Below are 15,165 nucleotides of genomic sequence, written 5' to 3' on the forward strand. Positions count from 1 at the left end.
GGCGTAACATCGTCTGCACGACGGGTTCGGGAGTGACTAATCCAAAGAGCCGGTGCAATGAGGTGAAGAGCCGGCCGCGCGTTTGATGTAAAGAGACGCCCTCAATTGTCCTCCCGAACCCGCCTTTTTTGTGTGACGAGGCCGGACAGCGACCAGACGGTCAGGTATGCCAGGCCGAAGAACGTCGCCACGGCCACAGCCACCCCGGTCGACTGCACGTAGGCGAACGGGGACCGCACCCATTCGAACGTCGACGCCACGACCGCGTCGGGCCGCGTCACCAGGTCCCACGAATTCCACCGCTGGAACCGCCCGATGATGACTCCGATCGAACACAGCCCGATCGACACGACGACGGCCAGCCACCCCAACACCGAACCCCACTCCCGTTCGATGCGCTGATGGATCAGCCGCAACGACACCACGCCGAGCATGATGCCGGTCCACGCCGCGAACCCGTACTGCAGGACGTGCCGCCAGAGCTCGACGCCCTCGCCGAGGTGCACCAGATCGGTGACCAGATACGGCGAGTTCGGCAGGAACGCCAGCCAGCCCAGGCCCAGCGGCAGCAGCCACACCCGTCGACGGACTGCGGCGAACCCGGCCGCGAAGAAGACGGGAATCCAGGCCAGCGCCAGATTCCAGATCAGAAACAACGTCGGGTACGAGCGCGGTGCGGCAGGGTCGGTGATGCCCAGCACGGACGTCAGCAGGGTCGTTGCCACCAGCGCGAACACCAGAACGACGCGCGGGGCATTGTTCACCGGTCCAGTTTGCCTGACAACGCAAAGGGCCCCCGGTTTCCCGGAGGCCCTTTGCGTGTGTGAAGTGTCGCGACGGCTTAGAAGGCAGCCTCGTCGAGCTCCATCACCTCGTTGTCGATGGTGTCGATCACCAGGCGGGTGCTGGTCAGCAGCGGCAGGAAGTTCTTCGCGAAGAACGACGCCGTCGCGATCTTGCCGTCGTAGAAGTTGCGATCGTCACCGGCTGCACCGTTGTCGAGCGCTTCGATGGCGACGGCCGACTGCTTCAGCAGGAGCCAGCCGAGCACCAGGTCGCCGACGCTCATCAGGAAGCGCACCGAGCCGAGACCCACCTTGTAGATGTTCGCCGCGTCCTCCTGCGCCGACATCAGGTAGCCGGTCAGCGTCGCCGCCATGCCCTGCACGTCCGCGAGCGCGGTCGCCAGCAGCTCGCGCTCGGCCTTCAGACGCCCGTTGCCGGACTCGTTCTTGATGAACTGCTCGATCTCATTCGCAACGTAGCCGAGGGCAACGCCCTTGTCGCGCACGATCTTCCGGAAGAAGAAGTCCTGCGCCTGGATGGCCGTGGTGCCCTCGTAGAGCGAGTCGATCTTCGCGTCGCGGATGTACTGCTCGATCGGGTAGTCCTGCAGGAAGCCCGAGCCGCCGAAGGTCTGCAGGCTCTCGGTGAGCTTGGCGTAGGCCTGCTCGGACCCGACGCCCTTGACGATGGGCAGCAGCAGGTCGTTGACCTTGACGGCCAGGTCGGCGTCGATGCCGTAGACGGCCTTGGCCACCTCGGGATCCTGGAACGTCGCGGTGTAGATGTACAGCGCACGCAGACCCTCGGCGTAGGACTTCTGGGTCAGCAGGCTGCGACGAACGTCCGGGTGGTGCGTGATGGTCACACGCGGCGCGGTCTTGTCCGTCATCTGGGTCAGGTCGGCACCCTGGACGCGCTCCTTGGCGTACTCAAGCGCGTTGAGGTAGCCGGTCGACAGGGTGGCGATTGCCTTGGTGCCCACCATCATCCGGGCCTGCTCGATGACGTCGAACATCTGGGCAATGCCCTCGTGCACCTCGCCGACCAACCAGCCGACGGCGGGCTTGTCGTGCTGGCCGAGCGACAGCTCGCAGGTCGCGGAGACCTTGAGGCCCATCTTGTGCTCGACGTTGGTGACGTACACGCCGTTGCGCTCGCCGGGCTCGCCGGTCTCGAAGTCGAACAGGAACTTGGGCACGAAGAACAGCGAAAGACCCTTGGTGCCGGGGCCTGCGCCCTCGGGGCGGGCCAGCACCAGGTGGAAGATGTTCTCGAACAGATCTCCGGAGTCACCGGAGGTGATGAAGCGCTTCACGCCCTCGATGTGCCAGGAGCCGTCCTCCTGCTTGACGGCTTTGGTGCGGCCGGCGCCGACGTCGGAGCCCGCGTCGGGCTCGGTCAGCACCATGGTGGAGCCCCAGCCACGCTCGGCGGCCAGCACGGCCCACTTCTTCTGCTCCTCGGTGGCGAGGTGGTAGAAGATGTTCGCGAAACCGGCACCGCCTGCGTACATCCAGACCGCCGGGTTGGCGCCGAGGATGTGCTCGTTGAGCGCCCACATCAAGGCCTTTGGCGTCGGCGTACCGCCGAGCGCCTCGTCGAGACCGACCCGGTCCCAGCCGGCGTCGAGCACGGCGCGCACGGACTTCTTGAAGGCCTCGGGCAGCGTCACCGAGAAGGTGTTGGGGTCGAAGGTCGGGGGGTTGCGGTCACCCTCGGCGAATGATTCGGCGATGGGACCTGCGGCCAGCCGGCTCATTTCCTCGAGCATCTCGCGGGCGGTGTCGACGTCCAGGTCGCTGAACTGACCTTCGCCGAGCGCCTTGTCGATACCGAATACCTCGAACAGGTTGAACACCTGGTCACGGACGTTGCTCTTGTAGTGGCTCACGATTCTCCTCGATGAGATTCCGTCTTCGGTTGGGTACTCACGATAAGTTACCCACCAGTAACTGCGGCCAACTATACCGTTCAGTAACTTCAACGCAAAGCCCCTGCGAGCAAATTTCTACCAGCTAACCAACCCGGTGGTTGATTGGGCCTGGCCAGGCGCCTACGTGCATGTCTGACCTGCCGTTTCGGCGGGATGTGAGATCCGCCACTAGAGCCTCCAGCACGGCCGTTAGGGTGTGTCGAATGCGGCGCGTAGCGGTGTGGGGAACAGGCAATATGGGGTCGACGGCGATCCGGTCGGCGACGGGGTTCCCCGGTCTGCAGCTGGCCGCCGTGATCACCTCCTCGCCGGCCAAGGAGGGCGCCGACGCTGCGACGTTCGCCGGGTTGGCCGCACCGACCGGGGTCTCCGCCACCACCGACGTCGACGCCGCACTCGCGGTCTGCGACGCCGTCGCGTACATGGCCTCCGGTGACATCCGGCCTGACGAGGCGGTGAACGACATCGAGCGCTGCCTACGCGCGGGCGTCCACGTCGTGACCCCCTCGCTGTACTCGCTGTACGACCCGCGCTCGGCGCCGCGGGAATGGGTCGACCGCCTTTCCGCCGCGGCGGAGGAGGGCGGCGCCACGCTGTTGGTCAGCGGCGTGGACCCGGGCTGGGCCAACGACGCGCTGGCCGTGATGGCCGCGGGACTGTGCACCCGCATCCGGACCATCCGGTGCCAGGAGATCTTCGACTACTCCACCTACGACCAGCCGCATGCGGTCCGGGTGTCGTGCGGGTTCGGCGGATCGATGGAGGAGGTGCCGATGATGCTGCTGCCGTCCATCCCAACCATGGTGTGGGGCGGCAACATTCGGCTCATCGGACGCGGCCTCGGACTGGAGATCGACGAGATCACCGAGGTCGTCGAGCGCTTGCCGCTGGAGGCATCGGTCGACAACGTCATGGGCCACTTCGAGGCGGGCACCCAGGGCGCGTTCTTCCTCAAGGTGATCGGCTGGGCGGGCGGCAAGGAGCGCATCGTCGTCGAACACATCACCCGCATCGACCCGTCGTGCGCGCCGCACTGGCCGCTGCCCGACGAAGGCGTCGGCGACCACCGCGTCATTGTGGACGGCGATCCGCAGCTCACCATCGTCAGCCGGGCCGACGTGCCGGGCGGCACCAGGGCCGACGGCGGCAACACCACCGCCGCCAACCGGCTGCTCGGCGCGATCGAGTGGCTGGCCACCCAGAAGCCCGGCATCTACGACGGGCTCGACGTGCCGCTGCACACGCCGCTGCCCGCCGAAGTCGAGGCGACTCGCTGGGCTGATTGATTTCGCCGAGACTGCTGACAGATCGCGATTTGCGCGATAAGTACGATCTGACAGCAGCTTCGAGGTGTCGGTCAGTCGTCAGTCGGCGAGGATTCCGCATCGGGCAGCTGACCGACCAGATACTCCGCAAGCCCTCCGATGGTCGGGTAGTCGAACACCGCGGTCGCGTTGATCGTGAACGCGCCGCCGAACTGACTGTGCAACCGGTTGCGCAGTTCGATCGCCATCAGTGAGTCCGTACCCAGGTCCAGGAACCGGTTGGTGGCGGCCGGCGGCGAAGCGAGCCGCAGGAAGTTCTGCACCTCGCGCTGCAGGAACTCGGTCACGAAGCCTGCGCGCTGCGCCACCGGGATCTCCTGCAGTTGGCGAAGCAGCTCACTGTCGCCGGTCACCTCCCCGACGGCACTCGGCAACACCAGGTCGAGCATCGGTGGACGCGAACTGCCCAGCACCTTGGCCGCCCGCTGCCAGTTGGCCTTGATGACGGTGGCCTGGGCGGTTCCGTTGGCGACGGCCTCGGCGAGTGCGCCAAGCGCTGCCGAGGGTTCCAGCGGAATCAGGCCCTGCGCGCCGATGTTGGCGCGCGCGGCCTCGGAAGAGGCCATGCCACCCTGACCCCACGGGCCGAAGTTCACGCCGGTGGCGGGCAGGCCCTGCGCCCTTCGCTGCGCGACCAGGCCGTCGAGCAATGCGTTGGCCGTCGCGTAGTTGGACTGGCCTGGCGAACCGAACAGGCTGGACACCGACGAGGACACGATGAAGAAGTCCAGCTCGTCGTCCCTCGTCAGCCGGTCGAGATGGCAGGCGCCATAGGCCTTGGGCGCCAACGTCGTTCGGAACCGCTCCAGGTTCTGCTGCGCCAGCAGCCCATCGTCGAGCACACCGGCCAAGTGCACCACTCCCGCGAGCGGCGGCAGCTCGGTGCGGATTCGCTCCAGCAGCTCGTTGACCGCGGACTCGTCGCCGACGTCGGCCGCAAAGGTATGGATGCGGCACCGGTACCGCTCGGTGATGTCCTCGATCGCCCGTTGGGCGTCCGCGTCGGGCGCCCGCCGGCTGGTCAACACGATGTCGCCGGCTCCGAGTTGGGCCAAGTACGCCGCCGTGTGCAGTCCGATCGCACCGAGTCCACCGGTGATCAGATAGCTCCGATCGGCACGCGGCTGCAGCGGGTTGGGCGTCTGCAGCACGATCTTTCCGATGTGCCGCGCCTGCTGCATCCGGCGGAACGCGGCCCGCGCCTCCGTGATCGGATAGATCTCGGCGGGCAGTGGTGTCCACTCGCCGCGCGCCATGCCGTCCGACACCTCGGTCAGCAAGCGCTTGATCTCATCGGGGCGCTGCAGCGTGGTGACGTCCAGCGCGACGATCTCGTAGGCGATGTCGGGACGGACCGCCGCCATCTGCTCGGGCGTCCAGATGTCCCGCTTGGCGATCTCGGCGAAACGGCCATTCTGGGCGGTCGCCCGCACGGTCGCCTCGAGGAATCCCTCGTTCGTCAGGCTGTTGAGCACCACGTCGACCCCAGCGCCGTCGGTGTCGGCGAGGATCTCGTCGGCGAAATCCGTTGTGCGCGAGTCGTAGACGTACTTGACGCCCATCTTGCGCAGCGTCGCGCGCTTGAAGGTGCTGGCGGTCGCGAACACGGTGGCGCCCTGCTGCTGAGCCATCTGGATCGCGGCCAACCCGACGCCGCCGCTGGCGGCGTGAATCAGCACCCGATCACCGGGCTGCAGCTGCGCCCAGTCGAACGCGAGCCGCACCGTGAGCGCTGCGGCCGGAATGGTGGCCGCCGCGACCGGGCCAAGCCCTTCGGGCACCGGCGCCACCAGCTGGGCCGGCACGTTGAACCGGCTGGAGAACGCGCCCTGCATGAAGCCGTAGACGCGCTGGCCGACCTCGAGTCCGGTTACGCCGCTTCCCAACTGGGTGACGATGCCGGCGAAGTCCCCGCCGATCGGTCCGGGATCACCCGGGTAGAGGCCGAGCACGTTGAGCACGTCCCGGAAGTTCAGGCCCGCGGCTTCGACCCGGACCTGCACGTAACCCTCGTCCGGTGCCGGCACGTTCGTCTCGGTCAGACGCAGGTTGTCGATCGCTCCACGTTCGGTGGGGGCCAGGACGAAGTCGGCCGAGCGCGGCACCGTGAGGTGACCGCTGCGCGCCCACGGCAGCAACCGCGACGCCAGCAGCTTTCCTTGTCGCAGAGCGAGTTCCGGCTCGTCGACGGGAGTGGTCCGCAGATTGGCCAGGATCTGCACTGCTTCGTCGGACCCGTCGCAATCGACCAGCTTGCAGTGCAGCGCCGGTTCCTCGTTGATCGTGGTGCGACCGAATCCCCACAGCGCCGCCTGCACCGGGTCGACCGGTTCGCCGGATTCGCACGCCACGGCGTGCTCGGTGACGATCCACAGTCCGCCGGGCAGCCTCACGTCACCGTTTCGTGAACCGCCCTGCACGGTGTGCACCGCACTGAGCAGGTTGGCGAGCTCGGTCTCGAGCCGCGCGGCGACGTCGACACTCGATTCGGCTCGGCTCGGCGCGGTGCCGCGCCAGACGATGCCGGCGAACGGCACACCGCTCTCGTGCGCCTGCGCCAACACCTGTCCCAAGGACTCCGAATCGGTGCTCCGGTCGAACGGAATGCAGCCGGGCACGTTGGCGGCCAGTTCGTCGAACCCGGCGATCAGCCAGGTGCCGTTGCCGGCGTCCTCGGCAACATCGCTCGTCGCGGGCGGTGGTACCTCGTGCCAGCCGAGGGTGTAGAGCAGCCGGGTGGCATCGCCACCGAGTCCGCGCAACAAGGCCTCGCGCGGTGCGCGTTTCACCGTGAACTCGCGAATCCCGCCCAGTAGGCGGCCATCCCGGTCGACGAAGTCGAGATCGAAGACCTGCGTCTCGTTGTCGAGGGCGGCTGCGTGCCACGTCGCGCGGCAGTAGAACCGCCGCGGCATCTTCTCCCGCAGCGTCACCTGCCCGTACCGCAACGGCAGGAACAGATCGCTTACGCCCTGTTCGGCCGCGAGGAGTGCCGGGAACGCCGGGAAGGCAACGCCGGTGCACAGATCCATCAGAACCGGGTGCATGGGCTCGGTTGCGAGATGTTCGGCGAGCTCTTCGCCGACCACGATGTCGCCGACCGCTTCGCCTTCACCGAGCCACAGCGACTTCAGGGAACCGGACCAGGTCGGCCCCCACGCCAGCTCCATGTCGGCGAAGGTCTCGAACAAGTCCTGCGGACGCATGCGGTTGCACCGCTCGATTGCCGCGTCGACGGGATCCACCCTCTCGGGCTCGTCCTCGGAAACGCCGGCCATGACGGTGCCCTCGGCGTTCAGCGACCATTCGGCGCCGGGTTCGCCGTACGGGCGGCTGTGCACCGTGAAACTCGACCCCGTGCCGTCCTCGAGCGGATGCAACGTCAGCTGTACTTCGCGAGAACTCTTCTCGGGCAGGATGATCGGCTCGTAGAAGAAGACGTCGGTCACCCGGGCCGGTGCGCCGATCGCGGCCAACGCCATCGCCGCGTACGTCGCTCCGGGAACGACGACGGTGCCATAGATGACGTGGTCGGAAAGCCACGGCTGCGATTTGACGGACAACCTGCTGGTGTAGACCGAGTCACCGGAGGCGAGATCCTTCGCACTGCCCAGGATTCCGGACACCGCCGAGCCGGCCCCTCCTTCCATGGCCATGCCGGACGTCTTGGGCCAGAAGCGACGCCGCTGGAACGGATACGTGGGCAATTCGAGTCTGCGCCGGGGTTGACGCGCCAGGCCGGCGGCGAAATCGGGCCGGTGGCCGCCGACGTAGGCCGCGGCCAGCGCGTCGGCGATCTGACGCCGGTCGCCGACGCCCTTGCGCAATGACACGATCGCCCGCGGCGCTGCCAGGTGTTCCGGCCAGATCTGTACCGCGGCACCGGTCAGCACCGGCTGTGGACCGATCTCCATCAACACCGAGCATCCCAGCGCCGCCACGGTGCGCACGCTCTCGGCGAATTGCACGGGCTGGCGGGAATGCCGACGCCAGTACTGGGCATCGATCGGGGTTTGACCCGTGAGCACAGCGCCGGTGCGATTGCAGACCAGCGGCAGCGTCGGGGCGGCGAACTGCAACTGCGCTGCGTACGACTCGAATTCACCGAGCACAGGATCCAGCAGCTCCGAATGGAAGGCGTGGCTGGTCTCCAGCCAGGTGCAGCGGATCGCCTCGTCACCGAATCTGGCGACGATCTGGTCCAGATCCTCAGCCGGGCCCGAGAGCACGGTGTTGGGTCCGTTGTAGGCGCCGACCGAGACGCGCGGGAATTCGCTTGCGACTTCCTCGACGTGATTGGCGTCGGCGAACACCGCCACCATTCGCCCACCCTCGGGCAGGCTGCCGAACAGCCGGCCACGCTCGGCCATCAGTCGTGCGCCGTCTTCGATGCTGAACACGCCGGCCACGCATGCCGCCGCGTACTGGCCCACGCTGTGGCCAAGGACGACGTCGGGTTGGATGCCCCACGACTGCCACAGCCGGGCCAGGCCCATCTCGACGGCGAACAGTGCGGGCTGCGCAAATGACGTGTGCCGCAAGGCCTGTCCCGCTTCACGATCGGTCGCGAACAGTACTTCCAGCAACGGGCGGGGCAGTAGGTCACTGACCGCGTCCGCGCAACGCGTCACGGTCTCGGCGAAAACCGGTTCGGCGTCGAACAATTCACGCGCCATCCCCGGATACTGACTGCCCTGACCGGTGAACAGCCACGCCGTCGTCGGCTGGTGCGTGTGCTCGCCGCGGACGACGCCGGGTCGCAACCGGCCCTCGGCCAGCTCGGCCAGTCCGTCGCGCGCGGTCTCGACCGAGTCGACGACCAGCGCCGCGCGATGCTCGAAGTGAGAACGACCCTCGCCTGCGGTGAGGCACACGTCGGCGACGTCGGCCTCGGGGTGGGCGGCCAACCAGGCTTCGTACCGCTGCGCCACCGCCACCAGTGCTTCCGGCGACCGCGCGGACAGTGCCAGCACGTTGAAGGCCTGTTCGGGCGCGTCTGCCTCAGGGGTCTCCGTGATGTCGCCCGAGACTTCCACGGCGGGTCGCGTCGGCGTCTCCTCGATGAGGACGTGCGCGTTCGTTCCGGTGAATCCGAAGGAACTCACGCCTGCGCGCCGTGGCCTGCCGTTCGCCTGCCAGGGCGTCGCCTCGTCCACGACCCGCACGGGCAGCGTGTCCCACGGAATGTGCGGGGACGGCGTGTCGAAGTGCAGGGTCTGCGGCAGCACCTCGTGCTGCAGCGACAGCACCACCTTGATCAGACCGGCCACGCCCGATGCCGACTCGAGGTGACCGATGTTGGTCTTCACCGAACCCATGAGCAACGGCCGGTCCGCGTCGCGCGAGGCACCGTAGGCAGCCGCGGCGGCCTGCACCTCGATCGGATCGCCCAGCGGGGTCCCCGTCCCGTGTGCTTCGAGGTAGTCGACGTCGCCGCCCACCAGGCCGGCCCGCGCGAGCACGCCACCGATGAGTCGTTGCTGTGCACCACCATTGGGCACCGTCAGACCGCTGGACGCGCCGTCCTGGTTGACGCCACTGCCGGAGATGACGGCACAGATCCGGTCGCCGTCGCGCTCTGCGTCGCTCAGCCGCTTGAGCACCAGAATCCCGGCGCCCTCACTGCGCACGTAGCCGTCGGCGGAAGCGTCGAACGTCTTGCACCTGCCTGCCGGGGACAGCATCCTCGCGCGGGAGGCGGCAATGGTCGTGACGGGGCTCAGCAAGACGTTCACGCCGCCTGCCAACGCCAGGTCGCAGTCACCGGAATGCAATGCCTGGCAGGCCTGATGGACGGCCACCAGGGCCGAGCTGCATGCGGTATCCACCGCGACTGCCGGCCCCTCGAGTCCGAGCGCGAAGGCAACGCGACCGGAGATGGCGTTGAGCGCATTGCCGGTGATGAAGTACGGCTCGATCTTGTCGACCGACTCCGACGACAGCAGATGCGCGTACTCGTTGGCCGCAACCCCCGTGAAGATGCCGGTTCGGCTGCCGCGCAGGGTGGCCGGCGCGTACCCGGCGCGTTCCAGGCCCTCCCAGGCCATTTCGAGCATCAGCCGCTGCTGCGGTTCGATCCAGACCGCCTCGCGCGGCGAGATGCCGAAGAACTCGGGATCGAATCCGTCGACGGCGTCCAGGAATCCGCCGAAACGGGTGTAGGTCTTGCCGGGGGTTTCCGGGTCCGGGTCGTAGAACTCGTCGATGTCGAAACGGTCCTCGGGGACCTCCCGGATCGCGTCCACACCACCGGACAGCAAGTCCCAGAAGGCCTCCGGATCGGGCGCGCCGGGAAAACGGCACGACACGGCGACGATTGCGATCGGTTCGTCCGTGCGCGTCCGCACCACCGATGCCTCTGGTGTGACGGTCGCCTGCCCGCTGAGGCCGAGCACCTCGCCCAGCAGGTAGTCGGCCGCATCGGATAGCCGGGGGTGGTCCATCACCAGGGTGACGGGTATCTCCTTGGCAACGGCCTGTTCGAGGCGGCGCCGCAACTCGACGGCCATCAGCGAATCCATGCCGAGGTCGAAGAAGCCGGCGTCCTCGCGGATCTCCGCGGAGTCCACCCGGGTCACCTCTGCCACCGCGTCGCGCAGATAGTTCGTGACGAGCTTCTTGCGTTGCTGCACTGGGGCGTTGGTGAGCAGCTCGACGAACGGGGTCTTCCCCGATGCCGTCGTGACCGGCGCCGTCGCGGTCGCCTCGGCAGGCACCTCGCGCTCCAATTCGGCCAGGAATGCCCGCCTGCCGGCCTGCTGGTAGAGCGGCAGGAAACGGGCCCAGTCGATCCGGGCAACGACTCCCTGCGCCGAAGACGCCGCGACGTCGGCCAGGCCCGCCAATGCGTCGGCAGGTGACAACGTTGCGACCCCGCGCCGATCCAGTCGCGCCCGCGACTCCGCGTCGGCCATGCCCGCCGACCAGGGGCCGAAGTTGACGCTGATCCCGGGGATGCCTTGCTCGCGCAGGCGCCAGGCCAGCCCGTCGAGGAAGGCGTTGGCCGCGCCGTAGGCGGTTTGACCGAAGCCGCCCCACACCGACGCGATCGACGAGGTGCTGATGAAGAAGTCGAGCGTCATCTCGGCGGCGGCCTCGCTCAAATGCCAGGCGCCCCAGACCTTGCCGGCGAAGACACGGTCGATTTCAGCATCGTCGAGGTTGCTCAGCGGGGTGGTCCCGAGCTCGCCTGCGGCGTGGACGATGCCGGCCAGGGGCGCCATGTCGGCCCGCACTCCGGCCAGCAGGCGCGCGACGTCGTGGGCATCGGCGACGTCGGCGGCGACGATCCGGAACTCGCAGCCGTGCTGTTCGTGCAGCGCGTCGATGCGCTGTCGAACGGCATCGCTGGGGTCGCGTCGGCTGGTCAGTACCAGATGCTTGGCGCCGTGCGCGGCCAGATATCCGGCGATCTCAAGCCCGATTGAGCCCAGCCCGCCGGTCACCAAGTACGTTGCATCCGAACGCAATTCCAGTGGCGTGCTGCTGGGCTGCCCGGTCCGGCGAACCAGCCGGGGAACGTAGACGTCTTGATCACGCAGTGCGACTTGGTCTTCCCGCACGGTCGAGCTGTGCGGCGCATCGATCCGGTCGACGAGCCGAGCCCATTCCTGGTCGGATGCCTCGCCCAGATCCACCAGTCCGCCCCATACGTTGGGCAGCTCCAGCGCTGCGGCGCGCCCGAATCCCCACAGGCAACTCTGATCCGGTGCGACGGCATCGGTTTCGGTTACTCGCTGTGCGCCCCGGGTCACCACCCAGATGTGGCTACGCAGTTCGGCCGCGATCGCGGCGCGGAACAGGCGCCGGGTTCCGCCAAGGATTCGATGTTGCATCCGCAGCAGTGACCGCATCCCGGTCTTGGAGTCCGGATCGGAGTCGAGTGCCGCGACGTGCACGATGCGTAGCGTCGAATCGCCCGCTGCTGCAGCGCGCAACGTGTCGGCGAGCTGTTCGGCGTCGGTGTCGGACTGCGGCAACCCGATGATCCGGTGCTGCTGTCCCCGCGCGGTCAGTGTGTCGACCAGCGGCCGAATCGCCGGGGAATCGTCACCGATCAGAATCCAGGTGGATCCGCCGCCCGCATGCGCAGCCGAGGTGGGGGACTTCTCCCAGCGGATCTCGTAGCGGTCGGTCTCGATCGATTGCGTCGTGCGTTGCTGGTTGTGTTGTGCCGCAAGCTTGGTCAGCACATTGAAGGTCTGGTCGTCGCCGCTCGAACCGTCGAGCAGGGCCGCGAGTTCTTCGATCCGACCGGCCTCGAGAAGACGGATCGCCTGGGTGCGCGGACCCGCCTGCTCCGGCTGGCCTGTGGCTTCGCGGTTGTCGCGGAACGAGTACTGGCGGTGCTCGAACGGATAGGTGGGTAGGTCGAGCTTGCGCGCGTGCGCCTGCCGGAAGGCGGCGAATTCGGGCAGGTGGCCCAGCACGTACGCGTCGGCGACGGCCTCGGTGATCTGTCGCTGGTCGCCGGCCGTTGGGCGCAGGGACGCGATCGCGCGGGGTGCCGTGGCCGGGTCTGGCCATGCGCGCATGGCAGCTGCGGTGAGCACCGGCCGCGGGCCGATCTCGAGCAGCACCTTGCAATTCAGCTCGGCCAGGGTGCGGACGCTCTTGGCGAATTCCACCGGTTGACGCGCGTGGCGGCGCCAATAGGCGCCGTCGAGTTTCACGGTCCAACCGAGCGCGGCGCCGGTGCGGTTGTCGATCAGAATGCGTTGTGGCGTATTGAAGGTGAACCGGTCCGCATACGTCTCGAACTCGTCGAGGATCGGATCCAGCAGCGCCGAGTGGAACGCGTGGCTGGTGTCCAGCCAGTCGCATCGGACGCCGTCGGCCGCCAGCCCGGCGACGGCCTTCTCCAGATCTGCTGCAGGCCCGGACAATACGGTGTTCGCACCGTTGTAGGCGGCGACCGACAACGTCGGGAACTCGTCGGTCAGGCTCTCGACGCGCTCGGCGGCGGCGGAGACCGCCACCATCCGGCCACCCGCGGGCAGGCTGCCGAAGAGCCGACCGCGTTCGGCCATCAGCAGCGCGCCGTCCTCGAGCCTGAAGACGCCCGCGACGCAGGCAGCCGAGTACTGGCCGACGCTGTGACCCACGACCACGTCGGGCTCGAATCCCCACGACTGCCAGAGCCGGGCCAGCCCCAGCTCCACCGCGAACAGGGCCGGCTGCGCGTAGGTGGTCTGCCGCAGCGTCTCTTCGCCTGCCGCACCGTCAATCGCGAAAATGACGTCCAGCAACGGCTTTTCGAGAACGTCGGCGACCACTGCCGCGCACCGATCCAGCGTCTCGGCGAACACCGGCTCGGTGTCGTACAACTCCCTGGCCATGCCCGGGTACTGGCTGCCCTGACCGGTGAAGAGCCACGCGGTCTTGGGGGTGTCATGAGATTCGCCCCGAACCAAACCGGGCGCGGGGCGGTCGTCGGCGAGCGCGCCGAGTAGGTCGATTGCGGATTCCCTCGAATCGACCACCAGGCCGGCCCGGTGCTCGAGATGGGCTCGCGCCGTGCCCGCGGTGAAGCACACGTCGGCCAACGTGGCCTCCGGGTGGGCGTTCAGCCAGGTGCGGTAGCGATCGGCGATCTGCGTCAACGCGGCGGGCGTCCGCGCCGAGAGGGGAAGCAGGCTGTACCGACCCTGCTCCGGCTGCGGCTCTGCAGGCGAGGGTGCTACCGGCGCTTCCTCGAGGATGACGTGGGCGTTGGTCCCTGCGAACCCGAACGAGCTGACGCCCGCGATCCGCGGGCGGCCGTTGCGCGCCCAGGGGATGGTTTCCTTCACCACCTCCACAGCGAGCCGATCCCACGGAATGTGGGGCGACGGGTTCTCGAAGTGGAGGTGCTTGGGCAAAGTCTCGTGCTCGAGCGACAGGATGACCTTGATGACGCCCGCGATCCCCGCGGCCGCCTCCAGGTGCCCGATGTTCGTCTTCGCCGAGCCGATCAACAGTGGCCTGCCGGGCTCGCGTCCGATACCGAGCGCAGCGCCCGCGGCCTGCGCCTCGATCGGGTCGCCGAGCGACGTCCCCGTGCCATGTGCTTCCAGGTACCCGACGTCGCTGGGCTCCAGGTTGGCGCGCTTCAACGCGTCCGCGATAACCCTTTGCTGGGCAACGCCGTTCGGAACCGTCAGTCCACCCGAGGCGCCGTCCTGATTGATTGCGCTGCCGCGGATGACGGCCCGAATCCGGTCGCCGTCGGCAATCGCGTCCTCGAGGCGCTTGATGACGATGACGCCGCATCCCTCGCCGCGGACGTAGCCGTCGGCGGCCGCATCGAACGTCTTGCACCGGCCGTCGGGCGCGAGCATGTGCGCGCTGGAGAAAGTGATCATGGTCGCCGGGGAAAGCAGGACGTTCGCACCGCCCGCCAGCGCGAGATTGCATTCGCCCAACTGCAGTGCCTGGCACGCCTGATGGATGGCCACCAGCGACGAGCTGCACGCCGTGTCGACCGCGACCGCTGGGCCCTGCAGACCAAGCCGGTAGCTAATCCGGCCGGCTGCCGCCGCGTTCGACGTCCCGATGGCCATGTAGGCCTCGATCTCGGGGTGAGTCAGCTCGTCCGATTCCATGCCCAGGTAGTCGTGGGTGGCCAAACCCACGAAGACACCGGTGTTGGTATTGGCCAGGGCCGACGGGGCGGTGCCGGAATGTTCCACCGCTCGCCACGCCGTCTCCAGCAACAGTCGATGCTGCGGGTCCATCGACCTGACCTCGCGCGTCGACATGCCGAAGAACGGCGCGTCGAACCCGGTCACGTCGTCGACGAAGCCCGCGCGTCGGGTCACGATCTTGCCGGGTACACCGGGTTCCGGGTCGAAGAATTCGTCGGCATCCCAGCGGTCCTTGGGCACGTCCGATATCGCGTCCCGACCCTCGCGCAGAACGTCCCAGTACGCGTCGGCGTCCTGCGCACCTGGAAAACGCGCTGCGTAGCCGACGATGGCGAAACGAGGGCCCGGGTCGATCGGAAGTTCGGCGGGTCCCATACGTTGTCCTCCGTTGCTGGCGATATGGTTAACTTACTCGGGAGTAAGATTAACTCACTCGGCTGTCAGATTTGCTCGTGGAGAGATCTGACGGGCCCAATAGGCGCCGACGAAACTATTG

Annotated in this window: 4 protein-coding genes; 1 reads left to right on the top strand and 3 read right to left on the bottom strand. The window is 67.7% G+C overall.

Annotation, left to right across the window (positions count from 1 at the left end):
- Positions 1 to 101: 101 nt before the first annotated feature.
- Both N536_RS37000 and N536_RS0100840 read right to left on the bottom strand, forming a co-directional pair.
- A complete protein-coding gene (locus N536_RS37000) occupies positions 102 to 764 on the bottom strand; it encodes a DUF1361 domain-containing protein (protein WP_036434921.1) in 663 nt (220 codons plus the stop codon).
- Between the two features lie 77 nt (positions 765 to 841).
- Complete coding sequence (locus N536_RS0100840; RefSeq protein ID WP_029111874.1) at positions 842 to 2,677, bottom strand: acyl-CoA dehydrogenase; 1,836 nt, start codon at positions 2,675 to 2,677, stop codon at positions 842 to 844.
- A gap of 245 nt (positions 2,678 to 2,922) precedes the next feature.
- Between N536_RS0100840 and N536_RS0100845 the strand changes: the two genes are divergently transcribed.
- Complete coding sequence (locus N536_RS0100845; protein ID WP_029111875.1) at positions 2,923 to 4,005, top strand: dihydrodipicolinate reductase; 1,083 nt, start codon at positions 2,923 to 2,925, stop codon at positions 4,003 to 4,005.
- Positions 4,006 to 4,076: 71 nt separating this feature from the next.
- Here N536_RS0100845 and N536_RS0100850 read toward each other — a convergent pair whose 3' ends face one another.
- The gene (locus N536_RS0100850; RefSeq protein WP_029111876.1) at positions 4,077 to 15,044 is read right to left on the bottom strand and encodes a type I polyketide synthase; all 10,968 of its coding nucleotides are present in this window, start codon (positions 15,042 to 15,044) and stop codon (positions 4,077 to 4,079) included.
- Positions 15,045 to 15,165 lie beyond the last annotated feature (121 nt).

Origin of the sequence: Mycobacterium sp. URHB0044 (genome assembly GCF_000620625.1) — a bacterium.
In the GTDB taxonomy this organism is placed as follows: domain Bacteria; phylum Actinomycetota; class Actinomycetes; order Mycobacteriales; family Mycobacteriaceae; genus Mycobacterium.

Bases quoted from the DNA above. Each gene is read 5' to 3' on its own strand.
- N536_RS0100845 (WP_029111875.1), top strand. From the start codon at position 2,923: ATGCGGCGCGTAGCGGTGTGGGGAACAGGCAATATGGGGTCGACGGCG.
- N536_RS0100850 (WP_029111876.1), bottom strand. From the start codon at position 15,044: ATGGGACCCGCCGAACTTCCGATCGACCCGGGCCCTCGTTTCGCCATC.